This window comes from Amphritea balenae, assembly GCF_003858655.1.
Lineage (GTDB): Bacteria > Pseudomonadota > Gammaproteobacteria > Pseudomonadales > Balneatricaceae > Amphritea > Amphritea balenae.
The window spans coordinates 23777-50221 of sequence record NZ_RQXV01000001.1; the positions used below are offsets into that span (position 1 = coordinate 23777).

General features: G+C 47.6%; 28 protein-coding genes. 7 read left to right on the forward strand and 21 right to left on the reverse strand.

Annotation, left to right across the window (positions count from 1 at the left end):
• Positions 1-65 precede the first annotated feature (65 nt).
• The 10 genes from EHS89_RS00180 to EHS89_RS00225 form a co-directional block, all read right to left on the reverse strand.
• On the reverse strand, positions 66-1562 hold the full coding sequence (locus EHS89_RS00180; RefSeq protein ID WP_124924095.1) for a sigma-54-dependent transcriptional regulator: 1497 nt from the start codon (positions 1560-1562) through the stop codon (positions 66-68).
• A gap of 3 nt (positions 1563-1565) precedes the next feature.
• Positions 1566-2558: a hydrogenase nickel incorporation protein HypB gene (hypB, locus tag EHS89_RS00185; protein WP_124924096.1), complete on the reverse strand. Its 993-nt coding sequence runs from the start codon at positions 2556-2558 to the stop codon at positions 1566-1568.
• 1 nt (position 2559) lies between these two features.
• Entirely contained in the window at positions 2560-2901 is a 342-nt protein-coding gene (hypA, locus tag EHS89_RS00190) for a hydrogenase maturation nickel metallochaperone HypA (protein ID WP_211340263.1), read from the reverse strand.
• 116 nt (positions 2902-3017) lie between these two features.
• Positions 3018-4250: a nickel-dependent hydrogenase large subunit gene (locus EHS89_RS00195; protein ID WP_124924097.1), complete on the reverse strand. Its 1233-nt coding sequence runs from the start codon at positions 4248-4250 to the stop codon at positions 3018-3020.
• 1 nt (position 4251) lies between these two features.
• On the reverse strand, positions 4252-4884 hold the full coding sequence (gene hybE, locus EHS89_RS00200; RefSeq protein ID WP_124924098.1) for a [NiFe]-hydrogenase assembly chaperone HybE: 633 nt from the start codon (positions 4882-4884) through the stop codon (positions 4252-4254).
• On the reverse strand, positions 4881-5114 hold the full coding sequence (locus EHS89_RS21535) for a rubredoxin (protein WP_124924099.1): 234 nt from the start codon (positions 5112-5114) through the stop codon (positions 4881-4883). Before EHS89_RS21535 ends, hybE begins: the two co-directional genes overlap by 4 nt.
• A complete protein-coding gene (locus EHS89_RS00210; protein ID WP_229753532.1) occupies positions 5114-5992 on the reverse strand; it encodes a hydrogenase expression/formation protein in 879 nt (292 codons plus the stop codon). The genes EHS89_RS21535 and EHS89_RS00210 overlap by 1 nt, the downstream gene beginning before the upstream one ends.
• A gap of 27 nt (positions 5993-6019) precedes the next feature.
• Positions 6020-6448, reverse strand: a complete 429-nt coding sequence (locus EHS89_RS00215) for a thioredoxin domain-containing protein (protein WP_124924100.1) — start codon at positions 6446-6448, stop codon at positions 6020-6022.
• Positions 6448-6792 carry a HypC/HybG/HupF family hydrogenase formation chaperone gene (locus tag EHS89_RS00220; RefSeq protein ID WP_124924101.1) on the reverse strand — a complete coding sequence of 115 codons (345 nt, stop codon included), beginning with the start codon at positions 6790-6792 and terminating at the stop codon, positions 6448-6450. The genes EHS89_RS00215 and EHS89_RS00220 overlap by 1 nt, the downstream gene beginning before the upstream one ends.
• A 1-nt stretch (position 6793) precedes the next feature.
• On the reverse strand, positions 6794-7426 hold the full coding sequence (locus EHS89_RS00225; RefSeq protein WP_124924102.1) for a HyaD/HybD family hydrogenase maturation endopeptidase: 633 nt from the start codon (positions 7424-7426) through the stop codon (positions 6794-6796).
• Between the two features lie 287 nt (positions 7427-7713).
• Here EHS89_RS00225 and EHS89_RS00230 point away from each other — a divergent pair, with 287 nt between their 5' ends.
• Entirely contained in the window at positions 7714-8523 is an 810-nt protein-coding gene (locus EHS89_RS00230; RefSeq protein WP_124924103.1) for an alpha/beta hydrolase, read from the forward strand.
• 93 nt (positions 8524-8616) lie between these two features.
• Here the strand turns inward: EHS89_RS00230 and EHS89_RS00235 are convergent, their stop codons facing one another.
• Positions 8617-10287 carry a GGDEF domain-containing protein gene (locus EHS89_RS00235; protein WP_124924104.1) on the reverse strand — a complete coding sequence of 557 codons (1671 nt, stop codon included), beginning with the start codon at positions 10285-10287 and terminating at the stop codon, positions 8617-8619.
• A gap of 246 nt (positions 10288-10533) precedes the next feature.
• Here EHS89_RS00235 and EHS89_RS21425 point away from each other — a divergent pair, with 246 nt between their 5' ends.
• Positions 10534-11082, forward strand: coding sequence for an EAL domain-containing protein (locus EHS89_RS21425; protein ID WP_124924105.1), 549 nt, complete (start codon positions 10534-10536; stop codon positions 11080-11082).
• The gene (locus EHS89_RS21430; protein WP_124924106.1) at positions 11073-11168 is read left to right on the forward strand and encodes an EAL domain-containing protein; all 96 of its coding nucleotides are present in this window, start codon (positions 11073-11075) and stop codon (positions 11166-11168) included. The genes EHS89_RS21425 and EHS89_RS21430 overlap by 10 nt, the downstream gene beginning before the upstream one ends.
• Before the next feature lie 174 nt (positions 11169-11342).
• On the opposite strand, the gene EHS89_RS00250 is transcribed toward EHS89_RS21430, so the two are convergent.
• From EHS89_RS00250 to EHS89_RS00265, 4 genes are all read right to left on the reverse strand, one after another.
• Positions 11343-11627, reverse strand: coding sequence for a HigA family addiction module antitoxin (locus tag EHS89_RS00250; RefSeq protein WP_211340264.1), 285 nt, complete (start codon positions 11625-11627; stop codon positions 11343-11345).
• 82 nt (positions 11628-11709) lie between these two features.
• Positions 11710-12402, reverse strand: a complete 693-nt coding sequence (cybH, locus tag EHS89_RS00255) for a Ni/Fe-hydrogenase, b-type cytochrome subunit (RefSeq protein WP_124924108.1) — start codon at positions 12400-12402, stop codon at positions 11710-11712.
• A 49-nt stretch (positions 12403-12451) separates the two neighbouring features.
• Positions 12452-14260, reverse strand: coding sequence for a nickel-dependent hydrogenase large subunit (locus EHS89_RS00260; RefSeq protein ID WP_124924109.1), 1809 nt, complete (start codon positions 14258-14260; stop codon positions 12452-12454).
• Entirely contained in the window at positions 14260-15390 is a 1131-nt protein-coding gene (locus tag EHS89_RS00265; RefSeq protein ID WP_276330357.1) for a hydrogenase small subunit, read from the reverse strand. The genes EHS89_RS00260 and EHS89_RS00265 overlap by 1 nt, the downstream gene beginning before the upstream one ends.
• A 692-nt stretch (positions 15391-16082) precedes the next feature.
• Here EHS89_RS00265 and hisC point away from each other — a divergent pair.
• The gene (gene hisC / locus EHS89_RS00270; RefSeq protein WP_124924110.1) at positions 16083-17150 is read left to right on the forward strand and encodes a histidinol-phosphate transaminase; all 1068 of its coding nucleotides are present in this window, start codon (positions 16083-16085) and stop codon (positions 17148-17150) included.
• 118 nt (positions 17151-17268) lie between these two features.
• Here hisC and EHS89_RS00275 read toward each other — a convergent pair whose 3' ends face one another.
• Entirely contained in the window at positions 17269-18177 is a 909-nt protein-coding gene (locus EHS89_RS00275) for a sensor domain-containing diguanylate cyclase (protein WP_124924111.1), read from the reverse strand.
• 303 nt (positions 18178-18480) lie between these two features.
• On the opposite strand from EHS89_RS00275, the gene EHS89_RS00280 reads away from it, so the two are divergent.
• Positions 18481-20121, forward strand: coding sequence for a fatty acid--CoA ligase (locus EHS89_RS00280; RefSeq protein WP_124924112.1), 1641 nt, complete (start codon positions 18481-18483; stop codon positions 20119-20121).
• Between the two features lie 81 nt (positions 20122-20202).
• Here the strand turns inward: EHS89_RS00280 and EHS89_RS00285 are convergent, their stop codons facing one another.
• The 3 genes from EHS89_RS00285 to EHS89_RS00295 form a co-directional block, all read right to left on the reverse strand.
• Positions 20203-21363 (reverse strand): type III PLP-dependent enzyme, encoded by a 1161-nt coding sequence (locus tag EHS89_RS00285; protein ID WP_124924113.1) that lies wholly within the window; start codon positions 21361-21363, stop codon positions 20203-20205.
• 178 nt (positions 21364-21541) lie between these two features.
• On the reverse strand, positions 21542-22231 hold the full coding sequence (locus tag EHS89_RS00290) for a CBS domain-containing protein (RefSeq protein WP_229753530.1): 690 nt from the start codon (positions 22229-22231) through the stop codon (positions 21542-21544).
• Positions 22221-22499: a DUF1127 domain-containing protein gene (locus tag EHS89_RS00295; protein ID WP_124924114.1), complete on the reverse strand. Its 279-nt coding sequence runs from the start codon at positions 22497-22499 to the stop codon at positions 22221-22223. The genes EHS89_RS00290 and EHS89_RS00295 overlap by 11 nt, the downstream gene beginning before the upstream one ends.
• 196 nt (positions 22500-22695) lie before the next feature.
• Here EHS89_RS00295 and EHS89_RS00300 point away from each other — a divergent pair, with 196 nt between their 5' ends.
• Positions 22696-24126: an aminotransferase-like domain-containing protein gene (locus EHS89_RS00300; protein WP_124924115.1), complete on the forward strand. Its 1431-nt coding sequence runs from the start codon at positions 22696-22698 to the stop codon at positions 24124-24126.
• Between the two features lie 161 nt (positions 24127-24287).
• Positions 24288-24509 carry a hypothetical protein gene (locus EHS89_RS00305; RefSeq protein ID WP_124924116.1) on the forward strand — a complete coding sequence of 74 codons (222 nt, stop codon included), beginning with the start codon at positions 24288-24290 and terminating at the stop codon, positions 24507-24509.
• Between the two features lie 34 nt (positions 24510-24543).
• Here EHS89_RS00305 and rlmF read toward each other — a convergent pair whose 3' ends face one another.
• Entirely contained in the window at positions 24544-25551 is a 1008-nt protein-coding gene (gene rlmF, locus EHS89_RS00310) for a 23S rRNA (adenine(1618)-N(6))-methyltransferase RlmF (RefSeq protein WP_124924117.1), read from the reverse strand.
• 80 nt (positions 25552-25631) lie between these two features.
• Positions 25632-26186 (reverse strand): hypothetical protein, encoded by a 555-nt coding sequence (locus EHS89_RS00315; protein WP_124924118.1) that lies wholly within the window; start codon positions 26184-26186, stop codon positions 25632-25634.
• Between the last annotated feature and the right edge of the window lie 259 nt (positions 26187-26445).

The window sequence follows — 26445 nt, forward strand, 5'->3', positions numbered from 1 at the left end:
TAGCGCAGAAAGCAAAACGCCCGGCAAGCCGGGCGTACTAAAATATAAAGATGATTTTTTAAGGCTTAGTGCTCGCAGTCAGACGCTGCTGACTTTTCATCCGCTAAGACTGATGTAACCCGTTCCAACTGATAACGCTCAAGCTTCGAACGCAATCCCACACGGGACAAACCCAGCTCACGTGAAGCCTGACTCTTATTCCAACGATGACGAATAAGGGCTTCTTTAAGAATCCGTTTTTCTAATGCTTCTATCCGGTCTTTAAGACTACCATCAAGACCTGCTAACAGCTCCAGCTCGCTCCCCTCTTCCGCAGGAGCAGCCCTTAATACCCGTGGCGATAACAGATCAGCCCCCAACTGCTCGCCATTAGCCAGTACCAGCATACGCCGAACCTCATTCTGCAGTTCCCGCACGTTACCTGGCCAACAATAAGCCTGCATACAGACCAGCGCTTCATCAGTGAACCCCTGCACCGGTTTATCGAATTCAACTATCGCCTTTTCCAGAAAGCCCTGTGCCAGCATCGGTATATCAACCTTACGTTGAGACAACTCGGGCAGTGTTAAAGTAACTTCAGCCAGTCGATAGTAAAGATCCTGACGGAAACGGCCGGCCCGAACCTCTTCTTCCAGATCACGGTTAGTGGAAGCGACGACCCTGACATCGACTTTACGACGACGATTATCACCCAAAGGCCGAACCTCTCGCTCCTGCAACACACGTAAGAGTTTTACCTGGAAGGATGGACTGATTTCACCTATCTCGTCCAGAAAAATCGTACCGCCATTGGCCTGTTCAAACAGTCCAACATGATCACTGATAGCGCCTGTGAAAGAACCTTTCTTATGCCCAAACAGTTCAGAGGAGAGAAGCTCATCAGGCATGGCTCCGCAGTTTTCAACGACAAAAGACTGATCAGCACGCAAGCTATTGTAATGAAGTGCCCGGGCAAACAGCTCTTTACCGGTACCGGATGGACCGGTAATCAGAACCGAAATATCAAAAGGTGCGACTCTGGCTGCCTGATCACACAACTGGTTTAACGGGCTATTATCTGAGCGACGAATCTCATTCAGCTGAAAGCCTGATTTAAGCAGGGCTTTTTTATCACTGACATTGCGTTCAACCTGATCTGCCGTAAGACGCATCTCCATTGTCAGCAATTCATTTTCATTCTGTAGCTGACACAACTGACAGGCGTTACGCACTACCATCAAAAGGTTTTCGGGATGCCAGGGTTTAGTAATGTACTGATAGATACCCGCTTCATTCAGGCCCCGGATAATATCCTCAGAATCGGTATAACCTGACAGAATCATTCTAGCCGGTTCAGGCCAACGTTGCCTTACCTCCGTCAACAACTCTACCCCTGTGGCCCCCGGCATGCGTTGATCACAGATGATTGCTTCAACCTGGTTATCCTCCAGAATAGCTAACGCATCTGCTGCACTGGATGCAGTGAGTACATCAAACTCTTCATCCAGGGTACGTTCCAGTGTTTCCAGTGAACGAATCTCATCATCAACACAAAGTACCAGCGGACGTTTTTTAGTTAGCATGAATTACACCATTGCCTCTAGCTGATGGATCTGCCCCGTAAGCTGATCTATGCGTTTACGAATACGCGCAACACGGCGTTGTTCAATCCAGCCTTGCCACTCAGACATTCCTTCACCGGAACGGGCTGAGATCTGAATCACCTCAATATCCGGGTTCACCTGTCTCGCCGCAGCAATACATTGCTCTACATCGAAATCCAGATAAGGTAGCAGATCAACTTTGTTAAGCAGCATCAGATCTGCTGCATAAAACATATCCGGGTACTTCAGGGGTTTGTCTTCACCTTCAGTCACAGACAGGATAGCTACTTTGTGTGCTTCCCCCAGATCAAATGCAGCGGGGCAAACCAGATTCCCGACATTTTCAATAAACAGGAGGCCACCTGAAATATCCTCAAAATGCGCCATCGCATGACCCACCATATGGGCATCAAGATGGCAGCCTTTACCCGTATTCACCTGCACCGCCTGTACACCGGTCTCACGAATCCTGTCGGCATCATTAGCGGTTTGTTGATCTCCCTCGATCACTGCAACCGGGCAGCGCGTCTTAAGTTGTTCAATTGAGGCGGTTAACAGCGTTGTTTTACCCGAGCCAGGGCTGGAAACAAGATTCAAAGTAAACAGGCTCATGGCATCAAAACGTTGCCGGTTCTGCGCCGCATAACGATCATTCTTACCTAGTATGTCCTGTTCGATCTGCACCATACGGGTCTGACTCAACCCTGGTGCATGCGCATGGGCGGGCCCATGACCAAAGTGCAGGTTATCCCCTTCGGCAACGATCACAGACTCTGTCTCCTCGAGGCCTGTATCATGACCGGTATCAGAACTGTAAGTCCCCGTATGTGAGTGGCTATGATTACCGTTATGGGAGTGGCCATGACCATGCTCATGACTGTGTGAATGAGAACCATGTGTATGAGTACTCCCATGTCCCTGATGATGCCCTTCTATCGACACCTCGCCTTCGCTACAACCACATACAGTACACATCTTATTCCACCTCAAGCTCTTTAATTCTCAACTCTTCGCCCTGAGTTACCTGCAGCTGATAACTGCCACAGGCGGTACAGGCATCATAACGCTTTTTAATCTCTACTGTCTGCGCGCATTGCAGGCACCAGGCTTGCCCCGCCAATTCAATGATCTCAAGTTGTGCCCCTTCAGCCAGAGTGTTACGGGTAACCGCATCAAAACAGAAGCGCAACGAATCATTCTCAATCATCGCTAAAGGGCCGATCTCAAGCCACACCGTTTTTATTTTGGTGTAATTCTGACTGATTGCCTGATCTTCAAGTACCTGGATAATACCTTCGCAGACTGACATCTCATGCATCGGGCTTCGCTCTCTTCATATATCTGTTTATAACAACCGTTGTTACCTATAACGCCACGTCAGACTTTACATTGATTCGGCAGATGACAGGGCTGCTAAACTCAGCCCTTACACCATCATATCGCCTGTATTTCAAAACCAACACAGGGATCGGCCAGCAACATCATTGTTCTGCACAACTCTCTAGCCTGCCTGGGACTGCCAATATGAACCCCCTGTAGCGTTGTAGGCAACAATCCCTCAGGATGAAAATTCCACTCAGTAGGCGCAACAATATCATACTGACTAACCACCCCATCGGTTAATACCACCCGGTGCAGCAACTGGCCTCTCGCCGTCTGAATCACCCCATAGCCGGTTCCCGGAGTTAAACGACAGGCCTGCACAAAAGTTTCTGTTGCACGATCAGTCAGACTCGCAGGTATCTCGCTTAAACGTAGTAATAAGGCCGAATATCGTAGTACCAGTTGATGCCAGTGATGCTTAGCCAGCGCCGTTAAACGCTCTCTTAGCAACGCGTAGCTGCCCGTCTCGGCACACTCTCCCTGCCATTGAGGAGCGATATTGAACGCCCGACAACGGGTGCCCATACAGGCATTCAGAACCTGCTGCTGTTCGGGTTGATGTAAGGGGGGCAGTGCCGCAATCCCGGCCCCTAACTCTATCCCACTATAGATACGCTGTAGCTCAAATATATTCAGCACCAAAGGCGGCAGATCACCTGGAGCGGCGTCTGGACTCAGGTTACACAACCATTCGCCAAAACCGCTGACAGGCCTGCCTAACAACGGCTCTAGCAGCTTTTCTAGCAGACCTTTGACTCTGACCCTGGCATCAATAACTTCAGCAGTAATTTCACTAATAACAGCCTCATCAATACCATTAGCGACCTGAAATACAGCAGACCAGCGTTGTTTATACTCAGTGATAATTTTTTGCAGCTCCCGTATGCAACAGAGAGATTGCTGCGTTTCCGGTAGCCAGTCATTAATCAGACGAAACAGCAGTTCACGACAGTTTTCTAACTGCAGTAATAGCTCTCTGGCTGACTCCACACAAGGCTTTGGCTTGACCCCTGAGGCGGCTTCAATCGCAGCTACCATCGCCAGTGTTTGCCCGGTAGTACAGACGGAAAACAGTAAAGGCACCAACTGCAGCGACTGAGCAGGCGAGCGGCCTTCAAATATTCTGCTGCTATTCAAAGGTCGACTTGATGTCAGTTTTATCTGTCGTATCTGTCCCTCACGCCAGTCAAAGGCCAGATTTATCTGGCCAGCAATATTTATGGCCGTTGCTGCGCCACCAGTGTTTGTACTTACTTTAGCATCAGTAACACTGATCTCAGCCATATCAGACCAAGCCCGGTTTACTTGTGCCTGACTTTGCCGAACCTGATCTGTTTCTTACCGGGTTAACGGCACCGGTAAAAAATTGGCGACGACTCAACTTCGCAGGGTGTTCCACTTCCTGCTGAGTCGGTTTGGCAACATCATCAGCACGACTACCTTGCTGTGCTGAACTACCCTTCGCCAATTGGGAACTTACCTGGTTCTGTTGATCTTGTACCGCCTGTTGACGATCCGTAGGGGCATAATTCTGACTATCAAACAGGGCGAGCAGCACCTCCTCTGCAGTTTTTTCCGCGGCAGCCTGATCACTGAACTCGAACATAGGTGAGAACAATCCGCAGATTGCATAGCCCCCCAGCTCGGCATCCCAGCCATGAATAAATTCATATAGCCCTGAAGGTAGCTGACGTAACGTTTTAGTACCGGCCAGAGATTCATCCCAGTGACTATCATCCGCAGGCAGTAGCATCATATTCATAAACCAGGGAGTGATGAGTATCCCCAGCTGTTCGTCATTCAGGGCGTTAAACCCCAGCGCCCGGACCTGTAGATGTTGATTAACAACCGCCACGCCTTCCATATTCTGGTGCAAAATCTGCTCATAGCGCTGTTCGATCGCCACCGGGGTAATCATCCGTTCTCCAACACCATGAACTGTGATTTTTCACCATCGCACTCAGGACAGCGCCAGTGGTCGGGTAACTGACTGAACGGCGTACCCGGGGCAATCTGCCACACATCATCCCCCTGTTCCGGGTTATATACATACCAACAGATCTTGCACTCTAACTGAGTTGAATCCGTTAGCTGATCATCCTGACCCAGATAACTGCCTTCAAAGCGCAACGCCGTTTCAACTGACATCAGATAAGCACCTCTCGAATCTCTTTTAATCGTTCAGCACTATCCGCCAGATCTTCAGGGGCTGCACAGGCAACCGCCGGAATGTCGACCACTTCCAGCGTATCCAGAATTAACTGATCGGTAGAGTTAAAATACTGGACCCGCCAGGTATGCTTAATACCGGTACTGCTGATACGACAGTTTCCATAACCACGGGACAGAAACACCAGCGCACCCTGCCCAAGATACTGATCTAATAGCTGATGATCCCCCGGCGAAAACGGCAGAAGCGAAAGATTGATCACATGAGGCTCATCACCATATTGATACGCGTTACTCTTATGTTGCAACTCAATTAATACCGGCGGAGCATTGAGAATACCTTCAGGCCACTGAGCTGCTTCTACCGCTAATTCATCGGCTGCCAGATAGTTCGGATGACGGGCTAACGACGGCACATCGGCAATTTCTAACGTCTCATCTAATTGTTCAGCCTCAGCGGATAAATACTTAATTCGCCATACCCCGGCCAGCACTGTTTCCTGCGCTCTGATTTCTGCGATTCCACCTTTATCCGTTTTACAGATAAGACTTACCTCACCCTCGCCCAGAATCTGATTAATCAGCTCTATTCCCTGTGAAGACAGTTTGCTCAGACTAAGACACTGCGCCTCGCTGTCTGACTGATAGTTATCCAAAGTCTGCTGTAACCTATCCAGCAAGGCCAGTGATTCAGGACAGTTCTCTAGCTGCTCAGCTTCCGGCAAGACAGGAATATCGTAGGTGCTCATATCATTCGGCATCGGCATATAGTCGAGTACCAAACCATCGTCGCTTTCATCCTGAGTACCGGGACCTGCCGGCATATTGATCAGTGGAATATCACCCTGTTGCATCATCTGTCATCCTTCTGTTTAGCGAAGTGTTTATTGGCCGCAACCTGAAGCTTGCGAGGGGTTAACGACAACCGGAATACCGATACCCGGGTTACGACTTGGCTCACGCTGTAGCAACGACTGAACATCTTTCAAATAGATATCCCAGTCCTGCACTTTGCTGATAGAGCCCAGATACTTGCCTTGTTTAAGCAGCACCAGCGTAGGCCAGACAGTAAAGTTATAACGGCCCTGTAAAGACTTTTCGCTGTCGCGGCTGATCACTGCCGGCGTCAGCTGAGGAAACTGCGACAGCAGCTCTGGCAGAATGACCGCAACATCAAATGACTCAGGGAAACGTTTGGGGTCTTCGGTAAAAAAAAGCACCGAATATTCCTGACTGTTAATAAACTCATCAAAGTTTTCATTGTTCAGCAGGCTGTAACCCAGCTGCTCAGTTAAGCGGTTTATCAACATCATTAATCCTTTTGTTCCTGATTATTAGTCTGGGACTGCTTCTGATACTGCGCCTGAAGATGCTCAGGTAACTGTGGAGAGCGTTCGGTAAGGTCAGCAAAAAGCTCATCAATATCTGCCCCGTCATTCGCCATTACACTGCGCAATGCTTTTATAGCCTGCGCCGTTTCAAAAGCTCGTTGCTCACTCAACAACTCCCTGGCAGCGCCTAAAAAAACCAATACCCAACTACCGACAGCTTGTTCGCCTAACAGGCTCATATCGACCTGCTGCCGTTCACCATCAGCTTCACAAATGGCGACATATCCATCAGATGAGATCACCTGCATCGGGATACCGATACACATATCAATCTTCACCTTCATTTAAAAAACGTTCATCACCAATACGGCAGGCCTGCTGTTCGCTGGGGCGTCCTTCTTCATAACGACGCTGCTGCAGCTCGGAAGGTGCTAACTGTTCAGTACCTGATAATGGCGACTCTCGTCGCTCAGCGCTGATACTAAATTGCTCTAGATACTGCAGTGCAATCTCAATACTGGGCTCAACCTGCGCCTGAACTTCAGGCCGTAAACTGCCACCAAAATCTTCCAATTCAACTGGTTGAACCCCAATCAACATAAGGTGTTCAGGGTAATCTCCGGTAAACTCTGCCATCGCCAATACTTCCTGAAATCCGGTCTGATGCAGACTCATCTTTTTAGCGCCCATAAACTTCGGTACCTCATCACCATGGATCACTTTCATTGTGCCCGGCTCAAGGCCATAATCGATCGCATCGAAGACCACCAGCACATCAACACCCTGCACATGCTGCACCAGATAGATCCCCTGGGTACCACCGTCCATCACCTCAACATTGTCCGGAAATGTGTAACGTTCATGCAGGGTTTCAACCACCCGGATACCGAAGCCTTCATCGGCCCAGAGCAGATTACCTATGCCCAGAATCAGTACCTGTTTCTCAATGTTTTGCGACATCGTCTATCCCAACTATCTGACTGTTACAGTAAGGGTTACAAGCTTTATGCCAATTTGTAGACATTGTCGGAAATACCGGATTACGGGGTGTTACGGGAGAGGTTACAGATTGCAATTTCGCAACAGTGGAAAGTTAGTTTCCATTAATCTGTAAAGATACCTACCAGACCATTCAGATTAAATAGCAGCAGAGCTGCCTGGGTCTAAACTGATAACAGTCATTAACATCCGCGCTTAGGCAAGGATCATATCCCCCTTAAGATGCCGGAGATAGAGCTTTGGATCTGATGTTACGTTTAACTGGACTACTGGTAATCTGCTATTCAGCACTACTGCTTTGGATCTATTTCAACCAGCAGGGAATGCTCTACTTTCCTAATCAGTTCAGGCCCTCACCGGAGCAGGCTCAAGTTAGGAATCTGCAACTGTGGCCCGGCTCAGATGATGAATACCGGGGCTTGCTGATCAATCCAGAACAGGCTTCAGCAACGGCTATTGTTTTCCATGGCAATGCGGGGACCGCCTGGGACCGGCGTTTCTATGCCCTGGCACTGAGTCGACTGAATTACCGTGTCATTCTGGTGGAATACCCCGGCTATGGTGGCCGTTCAGGTAAACCAAGTGAAACTACGATCATTGCCGATGCACTCGACACTATAGAACTGGCCAGACAACAATTCCCTGGCCCTGTCACCCTATGGGGTGAGTCTTTGGGTGCAGCCGTCGCTGCTGCCAGTACCGAATTTCAGCCTGATGATGCGAGAAAGAACGCAATTACAGCGGTAGTGATGATCACCCCCTGGTACAGCCTTCCTGAACTGGCTCAGGCACTCTATTGGTATCTACCTGCCCGCAGGCTGACTCGAGAGCAATATAACAACATGCATAGCCTGGCAAATTTTAAGGGACGTACAGCGTTACTAATCGCCACAGAGGATGAGATCATCCCGAACCGACAATCCCTGCAATTGTATGATGCACTTCATACGACAAAAAAGCTCTGGACCTTTGATGGCGCTGACCATAATAGCTGGCCCACCAGCCCCGATAATGCCTGGTGGTCCGAAGTGGATCATTTTATCAAGGGATCTGAATAAGGCTTATCAACCACAATAACTATTACCGTAGCTATGACAGTCATAAGTAGTGGCAAAAAGCAAAGCTATAACGCTGTAATTCACGCAGGCCTATTAAACACAAACTGGGTCAATAACCACCTTATTCCTTCCTGTTTGCTTAGCCTGATATAGCGCTTTATCCGCTCTACACAGAATATCGTCAATACTTTTGTCACCCGCCTGATATTCTGCGATTCCAATGCTAACGCTGGTTCTGATCTGGTCATCTTCAAAACATACAGGAATTTCTGAAATCTCATGCCGCACTCTTTCAGCCAGAGAGTAAAAGTGATCGTGCTCAGCTTCTCTTAAAATGACTGCGAACTCTTCACCACCAATTCGAGCTGCAACATCTGATTTTCTGATTAAAGACCTGATGGTTTTCGCAACACTTTGAATCACCTTATCTCCTGCAGGATGACCATAGGTATCATTTGTCTTTTTAAACAGATCAATATCAAGCATCAGCACAACGTAGGGATTATGGTACCTTTCGGTTTGATAATGAACTATCTCAGCCTGTTCAAAAAAAGCACGACGATTAGGTAAACCTGTTAGCACATCAATCCGGGCCATTTCTACGGCCTGCTTGTGGAGTAAAGAAAGCTCCTGAGTCCGTTCCTGTACCCTTTCTTCCAACAGCAACCGCTCTTTATTGAGGACATTCTTTGTTTTAGTTAGTTGCCTGTTAATAAAAATTAGCGCGGTAGATAAAAGCAGCAGCAGACATAATGACAAGAGAGTAAGTATTATTTTTCCTTTATGCTGTTGCCATAAGGATGGAGCCCTAAACAGTACCTCCGCTTTCGTACTGATAAGATCCTCATAACCCCAACGGATCACCTCATTCCAGTCATAGGTATAGCCAAAACCGTTTTGAGTAAATTCTATCGGTCCCCCCCTAATCAGACTATGAGCTGCCTCTCCCGCCATATAACCAAGCTTTTTAGGGGAATAGAGGTAGCCCCCAACCATCCCAAAACCAAGTGTTGAATCTGAACTGGAAAAAATTGGCGAGCGAGATGCCTGATGCAACTCCTTAAGCACATAGGCTGGCGCTAAATCCTTTCCTTCATAACGTCGAAAGATAGGCGCATAAAATATCGTACTTTCATCGGGTAATTCTGATACCGCGGCAAGCAGCTCCGGTAACGCTTTGTTTACAAGGATTTCATAGCTGACGTTTTCATGCTCTAAAGCGGAAGTAATACCACCAAGCCTTAACTTGTCACTGGGTTGTACTGAGTCGCCAATAATAAAAACCTTGCTGGGACCCGATAAGCGAATCATCTCTCTGATCATCAATAAATGCTCGATCTCAGCATCTATTAACGTCGCGTTTGCAGAGCCATCATCCCCCGATTGGATTAAAATCCGTCTCGCCCCAGCAAATAGCTCCGGGAAACGAAGCGAGAAATTTGAAGCAGCCGGACCTGCAGAGACAAAAATATCCGGCTCTTTTTGAGCAAACTTCTCTTTTAAATAGCGAAACATAAGATCATATTGATGCACCTCATCAAACCGGGCGGCTTCCAGATGGTCAATATGAAAGGAGTAAGGCACTCCTGATCGATCCATTTTCTCAACAAAGCCCTGACTTACCAATTGAGTCCATGGTGTTTCAGCACTACCCGATCCTAAAAAAAAGATTGTCTCCGATGACTTATCACCGGCAAAGATAGAAAGCGGCATAAAGCAGAAAACAAAAGAAATAATAAAGGTTAGCTTTGCAGCATTCAGCATACCCACTTCCCTAGTACATTAAGTAATTTCAATTGTAATAGCCTACCTGAAAAAAAAGCACGGATATCAACAACACTACCCTATTGATTACCTTGAATAAGTGTAAATATTTACTAGTAACACCCTATAGCGCTGTGAGTGAATATGCTATTAAAAAGATTCATCTATCCCTCTTTACCACTTCTGGTTATGGCTAATCACTTCAACTAAACTGCCGTTAAGGATCGACACAGGGAGTGTGGACGGATGAAATACAAGATCAGGGAGGGCAGTCGATCACAAAGCCAGGCATCTTTAAGTAAAAAGCTGGAATTATTCCAAGCGCTGACAGATATGTCACCTTATTGGTTCTGGGAACAGGATAGCGATTTACGCTTCATCCGGCTTTCAGAATCGGCCCCTCGCCAAGAGACCTCAAACCTCAGCTCGGTGATCGGCTTACATCGCTGGGATTTGAATGTCCACCCCGTGGGCACCCCCACAATGGAAGAACACAAAGCTTGTTGTCAGGCGCACCAGCCTTTTCGTGATTTTAAGTATGAAGTTGATTGCTACGACGGCACTCGTCGTTGCTATTCAATCACCTGTATCCCTTTTTTCGATAACTTCCGCCGCTTAGGTATTCATTTGTCGATAGATGATTTCGGTACCGGCTACTCTTCTTTAAGTTATCTGCAGAACTATGCATTTAATAGTCTGAAAATTGACCGAAGTTTCATCCAACAGCTTTATTGCGATAAATCAGCGCCAGCACTGGTCACAGCAACCATCGCTAAGCACATGCTTTGGGATTAAAGGTTATTGCGGAAGGGATAGAGACAGAAAAACAACTGAATTTTTTAAAGGTACACCGATGCGACTTTGCCCAGGGTTTCTATTAAAGCAATCCACTAACCGAGAAACAGTTTCTGGCATTTCTAAAAGCTCATAATGATGCCCTTTCCCCCACTCATAAGCTCCGCTATTAATAAAAGAACCCGAATTGATCCTGCTTCCCTGCTCAAAGAGGCCAGAGGGGCAGGATTAGGCGTAAGAGAATCTACGGTAGCGTATAACTAAGTCAAACCCTGGTTATTACCCCGCCCTACCTGATACAGCTCCCATAACTGCTGCTTTTCTAACCAGAACATCGGTGTTGTATGAAAAAAATTTGCCAGCCTAAGAGCGGTATCTGCGGTGATAGCACGCTGACCATTAACTATCTCGTTAACCCGTCGACGTGAAATATTAAGCTCTTTAGCCAGTTGCGACTGGCTGATTTTCAGAGGTGTCAGATAACAACGCTCCAGAAACCCTCCCGGATGCTCGGGGCGCCGGCCATGAAATCTCAAACCTTGCATCGTCACCTCGGTTAAAAACAGTATGCCGAAGCAAAGCTCCGGCATACTGTTTTCTATCGCTTAATAATTCGATCGCCGGCTATTAGTCCGGCCGATCATCCTTAAACATGCGCCAGCCGCCAACCATGGTCGATATCAGACTCTGACGAGACATAATATCTTCCCGAATCGCCACATAGACATGCAACATGATAAAGATGATCAGGTACCACATGCCTAAGTGATGCCAGGTATGTACGTCCTGGCTTTGCCCCATCATAGGGATAACCCAGCCAAACATCGTATCGGCCCAACTGCCCTGCCCCAGCCCTTCACTGTATAGTGCGAAACCGGTAATAATCATGAAGATCATGCCAAGCACAAAGAAGAAAAACATCGCCATCTGACCCAGTGGGTTATGGCCGATATATTTCTTAGGTGTTTTCTCCAGAAACAGATACCAGCGCACTTCATGCCAGACTTCTCCCCACCACTTACGGCTGAACAATTTTGGCATAAACAGTTCACGGGCATGACTGTTACCGGCAAAGGCCCAGTAGATTCGCCCCAGAAACCCTATAGCGGCGATGTAGCCCGCAGTAAAGTGAGCAAAGCGAATATACCCCATCAGGTAATTATCGATCGCCTCCCCTGGCATAGTCGGCAAGGGCGAGCCGATAAAATAACCTGTAACACACAGCACAATCACCGACAGAACAGTAACCCAGTGCCACAAACGTAACGGCGCCTCATAGACATACACCGCGGTCTGCTTACGTTTTTTTATAGTTTCCATAGCATACCTCCAGAATACCCGCCGCAGAGGACGGGCATCACTGCCAGTGTTATCTGATTTTCACCTTAGTCAGTTCCTGCCCGTCTTCCGACATCACATGGGTAGAACAAGCAAGACAAGGGTCAAAGCTGTGCAGTGTACGCAGGATCTCAACCGGCTCATCCGGGCGCTCCATCGGTGTATTCATCAGCGCCGCCTCGAAGGCACCGATATTTCCTTCACCATCCCGTGGAGAACCGTTCCAGGTAGTCGGTACTATGGCCTGATAGTTCTCAATCTTGCCATCCTTAATCTTGATCCAGTGACCTAATGCCCCCCTCGGGGCTTCATTGGTACCGACACCGATCGCCTCTTTTGGCCAACTACTCGGATCCCACTTCTCAACGTTTGCCGTTGAGCTATCACCATTCTTGATGTTGCCAACTAACTGGTGCCAGTCATCCAGCATAGTATCGACACAAAGCTCACACTCCAGCGCCCGTGCCAGTGTCCGGCCCAGGGTTGATGGCAAGAACTGCTTCAGCCCAAGATCGAGTCCGGTTGCCTGATTGAAAGCGGACAGAGAACTGTCGACCTGCTCCTGTACATATTCTTTACCGGATACATAGGCGATGATGTAGCGCGCCAGAGGCCCCACCTCCATTGCATGACCACGCCAGCGCGGTGCTTTAATCCAGGAATACTTAGCTGACTCGTCAATTTCTTTGATGTTAGTACGGCTACCCACAGTGTTGGGGCCTAGTTCGAACTTAGGATCGGTTTCGCCTTCCCAGGGATGCAGTCCTTTTTTATCGCCTTCATAGGTGTACCAGGAGTGATCGACAAATTCTTGAATCTGTTCCGGATCGCGTACATCAACCTCATGCACTTCGTTCCAGTTACCATTCACAATGGCGCCTGCCGGTAGCAGTTCAGACGACTTATCGTAAGGTACCTGGGCATAAGTACCAAACGACATCACATTTTCAGATGCCAGCCCGCCACCGTACAACCAGTCTTTATACAGACTGGCCACCGCCAACACATCTGGCAGGTATACATTTTTAGTAAAGGCCTTAGCTTCTTCAATACGCTGTAAGACAAAGTTTAACGAGGTCATATTGACCGGTGCACCGGATGCACCAACACCATCAATATTGATGGCACAGGCGACACCACCCACCATATAGTTAGGGTGCGGGTTCTTACCGCCGAAGATGGTATGAATCTTAACGATATCTTTCTGCAGATCCAGCGCTTCCAGATAATGCGCGACGGCCATCAAGTCCGCTTCAGGCGGTAACTTATAGGCGGGATTATCCCAGTAACCGTTGGAAAACAGACCCAGCTGCCCACTCTCAACAAACTTCTTTAAGCGGGTTTGTACATCTTTAAAATAGCCCGGGCTGGATTTAGGGTGATGAGCGGATACCATCTTCTGCAACTCAGAGGTTGCCACCGGATCGGCCTTCAGTGCGTTAACCGGGTTAACCCAATCCAATGCATGCAGATGATAAAAGTGCACGATGTGATCGTGAACTTGTAACGTCTTATCCATCAGATGACGAATAAGGTGAGCATTCAGCGGCACCTGGATATCCAGTGCATCTTCAACGGCACGTACCGAAGTCAGTGCATGAGTACCCGTACAAACCCCACAGATACGTTCAACAAAAGCCCAGGCATCACGGGGATCACGCCCTTTCAGTATCACTTCCAGACCACGCCACATGGTACCTGTGGATACGGCATTGCGGATGATATTATTTTCGTCAACATTCACTTCACAGCGCATATGACCTTCGATACGGGTAACCGGGTCAACCACAATTCGACGGCCGGTATTATCAAGGTCCTTTGCATTCATCGGGGTATTCATTATTCCTGATCTCCTTTATGCTGAGCCCGCTTAACCGCACTAACAGCGGCATGCGCAGCAACGGCGGCACCCACACCACCGGCAACAGCCATACCAATTTCATCGGCATTCTTTTCAATACCAAACTGCGGAATATTGGTCAGACGATCATAGAATGACCCCTTATCCCAGAAACCATCTTCTGAGCAACCGATACAGCCATGCCCAGCCTGAATTGGAAATGAGGTACCTTCATTCCAGCGCACCGTTGAACAAGCGTTATAGGTTGTCGGCCCCTTGCAGCCCACTTTATACAGGCAGTAACCTTTACGAGCGCTTTCATCGTCCCACTGTTCAACAAACTGACCCGCATCGAAATGTGGACGGCGGTAGCACTTATCATGAATACGCTGACTGTAGAACATCTTAGGCCTGCCCTGACGGTCCAGCTCCGGCAGCCTGCCAAAGGTCAGCATATAGGTGATAACACCGGTCATCACTTCAGCGATTGGCGGACAGCCCGGTACTTTAATAATGGGTTTATCAGTAATTACTTTATGAATAGGTACGGCCTGAGTCGGATTCGGACGGGCTGCCTGAACACAGCCCCATGAAGCACATGAACCCCAGGCGATAACCGCCGCAGCATCTTTAGCCGCATGCTTTAGTTGATCAAGGAAGGGCTTACCCCCGACAATGCAGAACATCCCATCTTCATTCAGGGGTGGGTTACCTTCCACCGCCAGAATATATTTACCTTTATACTTCTGAATGGTCTCTTCCAGCGCAGCTTCCGCCTGATGTCCGGCGGCAGCCATCAGCGTGTCATCATAATCCAGAGAGATCATCGACAGCACTACATCCTTAACTAAGGGATGGGCAGAGCGAATAAAAGACTCAGAACAACAGGTACACTCCAGACCATGCACCCAGATGACCGGGGTGCGTTCTTTCGTCTCCATCGCATGCGCAATACGCGGTGCAAACGTGGGCCCCAGGCCCAGTGCTGCAGCGGTCAGGCTACAGTATTTCAGAAAACTACGTCGTGTGATGCCCTGGCGTCGCATCACTTCGTAAAAGGTTTCTATCGATTGGGGCATTAGGGTTACTCCGTCAGCAGGCTCGCCTTGTGGATGCTGCGATTCAATCACTCGCAGATTCCTTTTTATTATTTATCCTCCAGCTAGCAGCAATTAGTGTTCCAACTAAGGGAAAGCCTGTAATAACGGTAACTTTTAAAATGAAGCATGAGGATTCTTAAGCACTAGCTAACCAACTAACCAGCAAACCGGTAAATAACTTACCACCCCTGCACGGGCTGAACCTTTCGGCAATTAACTTAAAAGATGATCAAAATGGTCTGTACGGATTTAATGAAAAGAACTGGGGAATAACAGGCTCAGGCGAACTGAAGCAACAGATTCAGTTGCGGCAAGGCCACTGGTGATACGACAACCCAGAGGCATCAATGTAACCGTATAAACCTGCCTGAGCCCCCCATTTTGTTAACCCGGTTCACTACATAGTCATAATATCAACCTGCCTTCGAAAAAATAGATAACGGTATAAATTAATTAAACACTATAAATATCAATCAGTTATAAATTTATTCAATTTTTTTAAATAAAAATGCATTTTTTTCTGAACTTTATATGAACAGCCCCCTCTAAATCTTCACATCAACACATTATTGCAAGACCCTGAACTGCCCGGTGGAACCCCCTTCCCACCGGGCAGTTTTTTTATTAGAGCCCGGTAAACCTATTTGCTATGCTAGGCACTTTACGGAACTGTTAAAACAGAACCTCCTCTACCATCTGAATACAGCGACCTGCGATCCATTATGAGTAAATACTGGAGCCCGGCTATCAGCCAGCTAACGCCCTACGTTCCGGGCGAACAGCCAAAAGTTGATAACCTGATCAAACTGAACACTAATGAAAACCCTTATCCGCCCTCTCCGAGAGCGGAAGAAGCGATTAATAATTACCCTAAAGAGCGCCTGCGTCTTTACTGTGACCCTGATGCCACGCTGCTAAAGCAGGCCCTGGCTGATCACTTCCAACTGCAATATGACAATATATTTGTCGGAAACGGTTCAGACGAAGTACTGGCGCTGGCCTTTATGGCGTTTTTCCGTCAGGACCAGCCTCTGTTATTGCCGGAAACCACTTACAGCTTCTACGATGTGTATTGCAAACTGTATGATATCGAGTATCGCCAGATCCCTCTGACCAACGCTTTTGAGATCGATCTTGAGCAGTACAATCAGGCCAACGGCGGCATTATCTTTGCTAACCCGAATGCACCCACGGGGCGGTTACTGGAACTCGGTAAGATCGAGCGCCTGTTACAAAACAATACTGAATCGCTGGTCATTGTGGATGAAGCTTATATCGACTTCGGTGGTGCATCAGCCGTCGAACTAACCCGTCAATACGACAACGTCCTGGTTATTCAAACTTTTTCTAAATCCCGTAGCCTGGCAGGCCTGCGTATCGGTTATGCTCTGGGACACAAGAATCTGATTGAAGGACTCGAGCGGGTTAAAAATTCATTCAACTCCTACCCTCTGGATAGCCTGGCGATTGCCGGAGCAGTTGCGGCGCTGGAGGATGATGAATACTTCAGGGAAACAACCGGCAAAATTATCGATTGCCGTGAATGGACCACTAATCAGCTAGAAGCCCTTGGTTTCGATGTTGTGCCTTCGGCAACAAACTTTGTCTTTACCTGTCACCGCAGTCTCAGTGGTGCTGAATTAATGAGCTACCTGCGCAGTAACAACCTACTGGTCAGACACTTTGGTAAACCGGGTATCGAAAACTTCCTGCGTATTACTATCGGTACCTACGATGAGATGCAGGAGCTGATCAATACTTTGAAGCAGCACCCTGACATTTCTAGCTAATTACTCTGATTCAGGTCCTATCTGTTTTAGGCTCACCTGTTTCAGACATAAAAAAGGCAGCCCAGGCTGCCTTTTCTACTATTTATTGCTTACATCGGGTTAATGCCAACCTTCAGTATCATTCAGCCTCGCCACAGATCCTGTTGCCACCCTGTTGTTGCGCCTGCTTCAAACTGCTTTCTGCCCGACCATACATATCTTCAGACGTATCGCCCTCACCGGTGAGTGTCGCCACCCCAATGCTAACCGTAAATATTACATCGCTACCTGAATGCGGTGCGGAAAGATCAGCCACCATATTTCTGACCCGCTCGGCGGCTAACAATCCTTGTTCCTGATTCGTCTCAGGCAGCAAAATGGCAAAGTCATCCTCGTCAACCCGCGCAAGGAAATCCGCCGTTCGTTTCAGGCTATTGAGCGACTCCGCCAGGCGTTTAAGAATCTGATCACCTTCATCCCAACCTTGCTGTTCATTTATAATCCGTAAACTGTCTACATCAATGATCATCAAGCTACATATCCAGTCATAACGCAGCGCCTGAGCGATCGACTGAGCCAATACCGGCATCAGAGCCCGGCGATTATACATTCCGGTTAACAGATCCCGCTGAACGGGGGAACGCTCCCGCTCAACTTTTTTACGGCGACTAATATCCTCTATGCGACAGACTACACTCGGCTCATCCCCTGCGGAGGGTGCCAGCCGGGCTTCGATCCAACAAGGGGCTGACATACCCCGATCCCTGAGATAAGTAATCTGATCAGGATCGAATAACACCTCTTTAATGATCACCTGATTCAGACTCAACGCCTGGTTGACCATACCCTGAAACAGATCAGCAATCGCATCAGGGAAAATATCGTTTAGCCTCTTACCACCCAATGCATCATCGCTACCCCAGGGTAACGTGGAATGTGAATGCGATGAAAAGATAATAGTGCCCGACTGACTGATCACCAATACATCCTCTGATAATACATTTAGCAGTGCATCTATTCGTGTTTTCAGTACATTAGCCTTGTGCATCTAAATGCTCCTTTCATCGCGGTCCTAAGACGTTATTTATAACATAGTAGACCGGTTTTAAACTTAACGCGGTTCCCATTCTGTGTAGCAAAACAAGAATCAGGCCCTCCTCATAAAAGATCAGCTTTGTCCTATTATGTTAAGAGGCGGTACGTATTGATCATTGCTGCTTTGTGCGCTGAGAATAAAATAAAGCAGAGTATTCTCTGGATAGTGACAGGTTTCATATACTGAATTTCAATAACTGAAAAATAACATTACTGACTTTCCGATAACATAATAAATCTATCAGCAGGCTGACGCATGAAAACAAGAATAATTGAACCATCGCAAAACGCTTACTCGTACCCTCTACTGATCAAAAGCCTTCTGCTCTCGGGTGAACGCTATGAACCCGATCATGAGATCGTCTATAGCGATCTGATTCGCTATGATTATGTCACCCTGAATCAGCGTATCCGTAAACTTGCCAACGTGCTGACTGAAGCCGGCGTCGGGGCTGGTGACACCGTTGCGGTAATGGACTGGGATAGCCACCGCTATCTTGAAGCTTATTTTGCTATTCCGATGATCGGCGCCATTATTCACCATGTAAATGTACGTTTAAGCCCGGATCAGATCGCCTACACCATGAATCACGCCGAAGATGATTACCTGATGGTGCATGATGACTTTCTGGCCCTGGCGGAAGGGATCAGCGAGCGGACGCCCACTGTCAAAGGCGTTATACAGCTCACCGATGAAGCTCAGGCCACACCATCATCGCTGAATCTAATCGGCGAATACGAAACACTACTCAGTAATGCTTCCGATCAGTATGACTTTCCTGATTTTGATGAAAACTCAGTCGCTACCACCTTCTATACAACAGGCACGACAGGTAACCCCAAAGGGGTCTGTTTCAGTCACCGGCAGCTAGTTCTTCACACTCTGAACATGGCAAGCATGCTGGGCGTCTACGAAGGTCAGCCGCTGCTTCGCTCTGAAGATGTTTATATGCCGATGACCCCCATGTTTCATGTGCATGCCTGGGGCGTACCTTATGCTGCAACAATGATCGGCGTAAAACAGGTTTATCCGGGACGCTATGAACCCAACAAAATGGTTAAGCTATACCGGGATGAAGGCGTCACATTCTCCCATGGCGTGCCCGCAGTATTACAGATGATTCTTAGCTGTGATGAAGCTAAAAACACCGACCTGAATGGCTGGAAAATGCTCACAGGAGGTAGCGCCCCGACCGCTGGACTGGCCAGTGAAATGGCTGACAGAGGGGTGCAGTTCTTTACCGCCTATGGCATGTCTGAAACCTGTCCTCTGCTGACGCTGGTTCATCTGCATGAGAGCGAACGTGAGTTGCCACTGCAGGAACAGGTACCGGCTCGTACCAAAACAGGTGTGCCGGTCAGCATGGTAGATCTGCGTATAGTCGACCCTCAGGGAAATGTGGTTCCGCATGACGGCGAAAGTGTCGGTGAAATTGTTGTTCGGGCTCCCTGGTTAACTCAGAGCTACCATAAAGAATCAGAGAAATCGGATGAACTCTGGGCGGGCGGCTGGCTCCATACCGGCGATGTCGCATCAATAGATCAAAATAACAGTGTTCAGATCAAAGACCGGATAAAGGATGTTATTAAAACCGGCGGAGAGTGGATCTCCTCACTGGAACTGGAAAGTCTGATCAGTGAACAGGGCCATATAGCTGAAGTGGCCGTAGTAGGCATACCCGACGAGCGCTGGGATGAACGACCTTACGCATTAGTAGTGCCGGTCCCGGGCGAGGAAGTCACCGCCGAACAAATCACTCAACACCTGCAACAATATGTTGAACAGGGACGTATTAATCGCTGGGCAATTCCACAGCAAATTGAAATCACTACTGAGATTCCCAAAACCAGCGTTGGCAAAATTAATAAGAAACAGATCAGACTCAACCTAGGGTAATCACCCTGTCACTTTTAGCCCTAAAAAAGCCCGCGATAAGCGGGCTTTGTTGTTAGACGTTCGGGGTTTGTTCAACGGCCCCTAACCAATGCAGTATGCTTTAAGCGGCGGAAAACCATTAAATTCGATGGAGCTATAGCTGGTGGTGTAAGCGCCGGTCGAAAACCAATACAGCCGGTCACCGATCTCCAATGACAAAGGCAACTCATACTTGTGGTCTTCGTACATAATATCCATGCCATCACAGGTAGGCCCCGCCAACACGACCTCTTCAGTTTCACCTTCTCTTTCCGTCTGAAGCGGATACTTAATCGCCTCGCCTAAGGTTTCGATTAAGCCATTAAACAGACCTACATCACTAAATACCCAACGATCTAATGCGGTGCTGGATTTACGCGATATAAGTACCACTTCGCTGACCAACAAACCCGAATCACCGACCAGAGAACGACCCGGTTCAAGGATAATATCAGGTGGATTATCACCAAAGTCTTCCTGCAGGAAGCGTATAATTTCCTGACAATACACAGAAAACTCATTGGCTTTTGTCAGGTACTGAGCCGGAAAGCCACCACCCATATTGATCATGCGCAGATGAATAGCCTGCTCATCCCGCAAGCGGTCGAATATCACTTTAACTTTAGCGATCGCCGCATCCCAGACATCAATATGACGCTGCTGCGAGCCCACATGGAAAGAGATACCCCAGGGCTCAAGCCCCAATCGCTTCGCCAGAACCGCTAACTCAACCGCCATCTCAGGATTACAACCAAACTTTCTGGACAACGGCCAGTCAGCACCTTCAGACCCTTCTGTCAGTATACGAATATAAACCTTTGAACCGGGAGCGTACTCAGCAATATTACGCAGATCCGCTTCCGAATCGGTTGCGAACAGCCTTACCCCCTTATCATAGAAATACTTTATATCTGCGCGTTTCTTTATTGTATTGCCATAGCTAATCCGGTCAGGTTCAACATCATGGGCTAATACCTGGTCCAGTTCATAGATAGATGCAATATCAAAACTAGATCCCAGCCCCGCAAGTAACCCGATCACCTGAGCATCGGGATTTGCTTTGACAGCGTAGTAGATTGAAGCGAAATCAAAGCCTTCGCGCAGTTGCTGATATTTCTCTGCCACCGTTGGCAGATCAATTAGCAGAAATGGCGTCTGATATTGATCTGCGGCCTGCTTCAGGCGAGCCCATTTTTCAGAGGAGATATGATCCGGAAGTTTCATCGCTTTAACCTGTCTGGATGTACTGATTAAACAGAATCAGAATTCAGTAATATGGCCTCAACAGAGGCTGATTAAAACGGGGCATATAGCCGGTGAAAGTAGCCCCGATTAAAGCGGCGAAGTATAGAGTATCGCAGACCACTGTAAAGCAAATTTTATTACATCAGTCACAATAAAATCAGAGCGGAATTTTTGCGCCCTGGGTAACAATTTTCTCAATTTCGGCAAAGGATTTAGCTTCGTACATCACTTCAAAGCTCAGCTTCAGCTTACGCGAGATATCGCTGGCAGAAATTATGCCGCGGACGCGCTTAATACCTAACTCAGTTTCATCAACCACCAGCAGATGCTGATCGCCACTATTCTTTAACGTCAGCATAATATCGCCTATGCGGCAGTGCTGAACCTGATCATACGTCAGGGAATGAAGTTGTTCTTTGTTAATCATGATATGCCCGACCTGTACCTCTGGACGACTGACACCATGATTGTTCATATACAGGATTACTTTGCTACCAGAAATATCCCGTGCAGTGATAACACCGGTAAATTTCCCTGCGGCAGTCGTTACAAACAACATCCTTACATGTTGATTTTTCATCCGCTCAAGGGCGTCATCAACCGCCATAGTTTCGTTCACGGTAACAGGATCAACATTGCTGAAATCAGTCACCACCGCCCTGGCAGGACTACGCAGATTCACTTGCTCTGCATTGAATTCGGGAGTAAGTAAATTATCTACATCACAGTTTTCCTGCAATCGCAGGGAATAGAATTCCTGAAACACGGCAGCCTCCGCTTTAACTGAAGAAATATCACTACAGCATAGTTCTGATTGATGCGGTAGCGATATTTTATTATCCGCCATAGATAAGTAGCCCGAAACAACAAAGCAGCAGAGTCAGGCTAACAGGTCTCGACAGAACCTGAACGGATGAAATTCTTGTCACCTGATTATTCCTCCAGAACGGTTTCTTAGCCTCCTGCAGCGCTTCAGCCCGGCTTATTCCGATATCTTTTAACGCCGTATCATTCAACTTCAACAACTGCCTGCGGGTACGATAATTATGCCGGTACCTGCTAATGGTTTTAGACAATACCGATACTGTATTTCTGATCTGTACAGATCCATTCATTCTGATTCCCTCCTATTTAGAGCACCCTTCTATTAAGAGCCCCTTCTGTTGTAGGACTTCAGTTTATGAGCAGATCTGATACCATTACAGATTCAACACAAAGCAGATCCAACCAGTACAGATTTCATTTACACTATCTGTACTGCCTGTAGACGAACTAACTGTACTGATCTGTAATCTGTACCGGAGCTTACTGATGAAACTGTATGAACAGGTTGCCACTACCGTTAAAGATCGGATCGACCGGGGCTATTATCGTGAGGGAGATAAACTGCCTTCAGTAAGAGGATTAAGTCAGGAGCATAATGTCAGTATCTCTACAGTTCAGGAGGCCTATGGCTTACTGATAGATGATGGCATCGTCGAAGCACGTCCGAAATCAGGCTATTACGTACTGCAACAGCAGGCGCCTCCTGAGCTACCAGAAACCAGTAGCCCGGTTTCTCAACCGCTTGTCGTTGCCCAATGGCAGAAGTTACAGCACATGATCAGTGAGTATGGCTCTGGCGAGACTACCAAACTGAGCCTGGCAATGCCCGATATGAACACCCCGACCCTCAAACCCCTGATACGGATCAGCGCCGAATTAAGTCGCACCGAAAGCTTACGTATTTTAAATTATGAACATGCCAATGGCGCTGCCGAACTCTGTCGTCAGGTCGCCCGGATTACTATTGATTCGGGGTGCCGAATACACCCGGATGAAATTATTATCACTTCGGGTTGCCAGGAAGCTCTTTCCTGTAGCCTGCGTGCGGTAACTGAACCCGGCGATATTGTGGTGGTTGATTCCCCCAGTTTTTTCGGTTCAGTTCAGGCCATTAAAATAAATGGCGTAAAAGCCCTGGAGATACCCACCAATCCGGAGACCGGAATCTCTCTAGAAGCGTTAGAAATGGCACTGGAACAATGGCCGATAAAAGCCTGCCTTCTGACACCCACTAATAATAATCCGTTGGGTTACTCCATGCCGGATGAAAATAAGCTGCGCCTGCTGGACCTGCTCAATCGCTATGATATACCTCTGATTGAGGATGATATTTATGGGGATCTGAGCTATACCCTACCCCGTCCCCGCACGATTAAATCATTTGATACTGAAGGTCGGGTGATTCTCTGCTCATCTTTCTCTAAATCCATCGCTCCAGGGCTACGGGTTGGCTGGGTAGCTCCCGGACGTTACCGGGAACATATAATGATGGTCAAATATCTGGCCAGCCTGAGCACATCAACCTTGAGCCAATTGGCTGTGGCAGAGTTTATTGCACAGGGCTATTACGAAAAGCACCTGCGGCGGATGCGAAAGAATTATCAACGGGATCGTGATGCAGTAATCGGCTGGCTCAAGCATGACATGCCACCGGGTACTCGTATCAGCTACCCCCAGGGAGGTTACCTGTTATGGGTTGAGTTGCCCGCTCATATGGATGCTAACGAACTTAATGAGCAGGCGAAGCGGGAAGGTATAAGTATCGCTCCGGGGACACTCTTCTCAGCATCAGGCAAATATAAAAACTTTATGCGTATTTGCTGTGTAAATAGTGACAACCCCAAAATAAAACAAGCGATTAAAACCTTAGCTCAAATCTGTAACCGGATGTTAAACGAAAATCTGCTGCCTGATTAAGCGCCTTGTAGCACACAGTCAACTGAGATTCTCGTGAAAACATCTCATAAAACCATATAGAAACTCTGGAGTTTTTGACTAAGCTTCCTCTATGCATCAGGAAATGTCATGAACTGAATACCTGATGTGGTTTTTACTATGACAACCTGAGGGGAATCGATGTGGATGGATATAATCTAGAATCCCGTGTTAAAAGCCTGGAGGTACTTACGTCCTTACTTCTGGCTATCACACAAAATATGCATACCGGAGTACCCGCTCCGATGGAAACACTCAAAAGCCTTTTAAATGCTCACCCTGATATTCTTACAGAGGATCTTCTTAGTTATCTGAATGAACTGGAGAGCACCGCTGAATTGCTCAAATCACCCACCCTCAATTAGTAACTCAAAAACGATTAAAGCAGCAGGGGCAAATTTACTGACCGCCCCAACGCTGCTTTCTCCACTCCTCTGCCTGACTCGCCGTCAAAAAACGCCAGGTGATAAAACGACTTACCTTCTGCCCCTGAGCCATCTGTACAACGCGGATACCTGTCGCGCCAACCTTTTTCAATAATTGCGACAATGGCTTTATATTTTCCTGTTTCGATACCAGGCAACTGAATAGATAACAATGTTGCGCGACTTTTTGACTCTGGTTAATCATCCGTCTGATAAACGCCAGCTCGCCTCCCTGGCACCAAAGCTCATTGCTCTGCCCGCCAAAGTTAAGATCAGCCCCTTTTGTCCGTCCCAGGTTTCTCTGTTTACGCTGGCTCCCGGCGGCAGCTTCAGCAGCAGATGCATGAAAAGGCGGATTGCAAAGGGTAAAGTCAAACCGTTCACCGGCATTCAGCGCGTTGGCGATAAGACCTGTAAATATATCCTCGGATTTTTTTTGCAGACGACATTCGATCTGCCCTTTCAATACCGGATTAGCATCTGAAATCATGGTTGCTGTTTGCACTGAAACCGGATCAATATCGGTGCCCACAAACTGCCAGCCATAACTGCGCAAGCCGATAATTGGATAGATACAGTTAGCACCTGTACCGATATCCAGGCCTCGAATCCGACGCCCACAGGGAATGACACCAGCATTATCTTCAGCTAACAGATCAGCCAGATAATGAATATAATCGGCCCGCCCCGGAATCGGAGGGCAAAGATAGCCCTCGGGAATATCCCAGATCCCAATACCATAGTGGTGCATTAACAATGCTTTATTGAGTGCTTTAACCGCCAGAGGATTATGAAAGTCGATGCTTTTATCGTTATAAGCGTTAAGCCTGATAAAGGGCTTCAGCTCCTCACAACGGTGACTCAGCAATTCCAGGTCGTAACGACCCTGATGAAGGTTGCGGGGATGGAGCGAACCCTGCTTTGCAGCCGTCTTAGCCCTGTTGAGCTTATTCCCTTTTGATTTGTTACGTTGATCTGACATCTGCTGCTCGGTGCGGAAAAACCGGCATTGTAACCGAAGCGGATCGGAAAACCGAAATCAATCCTGTAAACCGATTTGATCTAACGGATCTCAATCACCGGTAACCAACGCTTTTCAAGATCTGCTTCATCGATATCATATTTACCTATGGGGGGAAAAGAGAGATCGTCGGGTGGTGAGGCCAACATGTTCAGATCAAGTGAATTAGCCGTCCCTCTGATAACTCCGTCTTCAATCTGCATCTTGTAATAGATACCGTTCCAGAAGTTTGCCCCAAAACTATCAAGTTTCTTGAACATAAACAGCAGATCATGTTCGAGCCAGGCTAAGTTTTGTTCTGTGACGATTCGCGGCTGCTGATAAGGATAAGGAATAAAGCACCAGAGTTCAGGCCCTTCCAGACACTTCATCTCCTTCATCGATAGGAAATAGTCTTGAAACTGGTGGTGGTTAAGATGGATTTGATATTCAGACTCAGTCTCATTCAATAGCTGAAACTCGATCCGACCAATTTCAGTTTCATTGCCCTGACGGTCTTTGAGCAACAGCAATTTATTGCCATCCAGTGGCGCAGCTATTGACGCGGTCAACGGCATCAAAGTAAAGATCACCAACCTTAAGAAGTACCTGAACATAACTGTCTCTCGCCTGTTACTAAGCCTTCCAAATTAGTGTAAGGAACAACCGCAACATCGCTATGGTACTTCAGTACTAATTTACTCCTATTTTTTAAAGCAGTGGCAACTCATACCTCTGTTACCGCTAAAGTGCCTTTTCAAAAGGCCATTTAAACAAGTGCTTTTAAATAAACATCTTAAAATTAATAAAAAAAGGCTTCCGTATAACTTAACCGGAAGCCTTTTGCAGAGCCCGAGGAACGATATTAAATGCCCT

Coding starts and splice junctions, on each gene's coding strand:
- EHS89_RS00180 (WP_124924095.1), bottom strand. CDS start 1,562: ATGCTAACTAAAAAACGTCCGCTGGTACTTTGTGTTGATGATGAGATT.
- hypB (WP_124924096.1), bottom strand. CDS start 2,558: ATGTGTACTGTATGTGGTTGTAGCGAAGGCGAGGTGTCGATAGAAGGG.
- hypA (WP_211340263.1), bottom strand. CDS start 2,901: ATGCATGAGATGTCAGTCTGCGAAGGTATTATCCAGGTACTTGAAGAT.
- EHS89_RS00195 (WP_124924097.1), bottom strand. CDS start 4,250: ATGGCTGAGATCAGTGTTACTGATGCTAAAGTAAGTACAAACACTGGT.
- hybE (WP_124924098.1), bottom strand. CDS start 4,884: ATGATTACCCCGGTGGCGATCGAACAGCGCTATGAGCAGATTTTGCAC.
- EHS89_RS21535 (WP_124924099.1), bottom strand. CDS start 5,114: ATGTCAGTTGAAACGGCGTTGCGCTTTGAAGGCAGTTATCTGGGTCAG.
- EHS89_RS00210 (WP_229753532.1), bottom strand. CDS start 5,992: ATGATGCAACAGGGTGATATTCCACTGATCAATATGCCGGCAGGTCCC.
- EHS89_RS00215 (WP_124924100.1), bottom strand. CDS start 6,448: ATGATGTTGATAAACCGCTTAACTGAGCAGCTGGGTTACAGCCTGCTG.
- EHS89_RS00220 (WP_124924101.1), bottom strand. CDS start 6,792: ATGTGTATCGGTATCCCGATGCAGGTGATCTCATCTGATGGATATGTC.
- EHS89_RS00225 (WP_124924102.1), bottom strand. CDS start 7,426: ATGTCGCAAAACATTGAGAAACAGGTACTGATTCTGGGCATAGGTAAT.
- EHS89_RS00230 (WP_124924103.1), top strand. CDS start 7,714: ATGTTACGTTTAACTGGACTACTGGTAATCTGCTATTCAGCACTACTG.
- EHS89_RS00235 (WP_124924104.1), bottom strand. CDS start 10,287: ATGCTGAATGCTGCAAAGCTAACCTTTATTATTTCTTTTGTTTTCTGC.
- EHS89_RS21425 (WP_124924105.1), top strand. CDS start 10,534: ATGAAATACAAGATCAGGGAGGGCAGTCGATCACAAAGCCAGGCATCT.
- EHS89_RS00250 (WP_211340264.1), bottom strand. CDS start 11,627: ATGCAAGGTTTGAGATTTCATGGCCGGCGCCCCGAGCATCCGGGAGGG.
- cybH (WP_124924108.1), bottom strand. CDS start 12,402: ATGGAAACTATAAAAAAACGTAAGCAGACCGCGGTGTATGTCTATGAG.
- EHS89_RS00260 (WP_124924109.1), bottom strand. CDS start 14,260: ATGAATACCCCGATGAATGCAAAGGACCTTGATAATACCGGCCGTCGA.
- hisC (WP_124924110.1), top strand. CDS start 16,083: ATGAGTAAATACTGGAGCCCGGCTATCAGCCAGCTAACGCCCTACGTT.
- EHS89_RS00275 (WP_124924111.1), bottom strand. CDS start 18,177: ATGCACAAGGCTAATGTACTGAAAACACGAATAGATGCACTGCTAAAT.
- EHS89_RS00280 (WP_124924112.1), top strand. CDS start 18,481: ATGAAAACAAGAATAATTGAACCATCGCAAAACGCTTACTCGTACCCT.
- EHS89_RS00285 (WP_124924113.1), bottom strand. CDS start 21,363: ATGAAACTTCCGGATCATATCTCCTCTGAAAAATGGGCTCGCCTGAAG.
- EHS89_RS00290 (WP_229753530.1), bottom strand. CDS start 22,231: ATGGCGGATAATAAAATATCGCTACCGCATCAATCAGAACTATGCTGT.
- EHS89_RS00295 (WP_124924114.1), bottom strand. CDS start 22,499: ATGAATGGATCTGTACAGATCAGAAATACAGTATCGGTATTGTCTAAA.
- EHS89_RS00300 (WP_124924115.1), top strand. CDS start 22,696: ATGAAACTGTATGAACAGGTTGCCACTACCGTTAAAGATCGGATCGAC.
- rlmF (WP_124924117.1), bottom strand. CDS start 25,551: ATGTCAGATCAACGTAACAAATCAAAAGGGAATAAGCTCAACAGGGCT.
- EHS89_RS00315 (WP_124924118.1), bottom strand. CDS start 26,186: ATGTTCAGGTACTTCTTAAGGTTGGTGATCTTTACTTTGATGCCGTTG.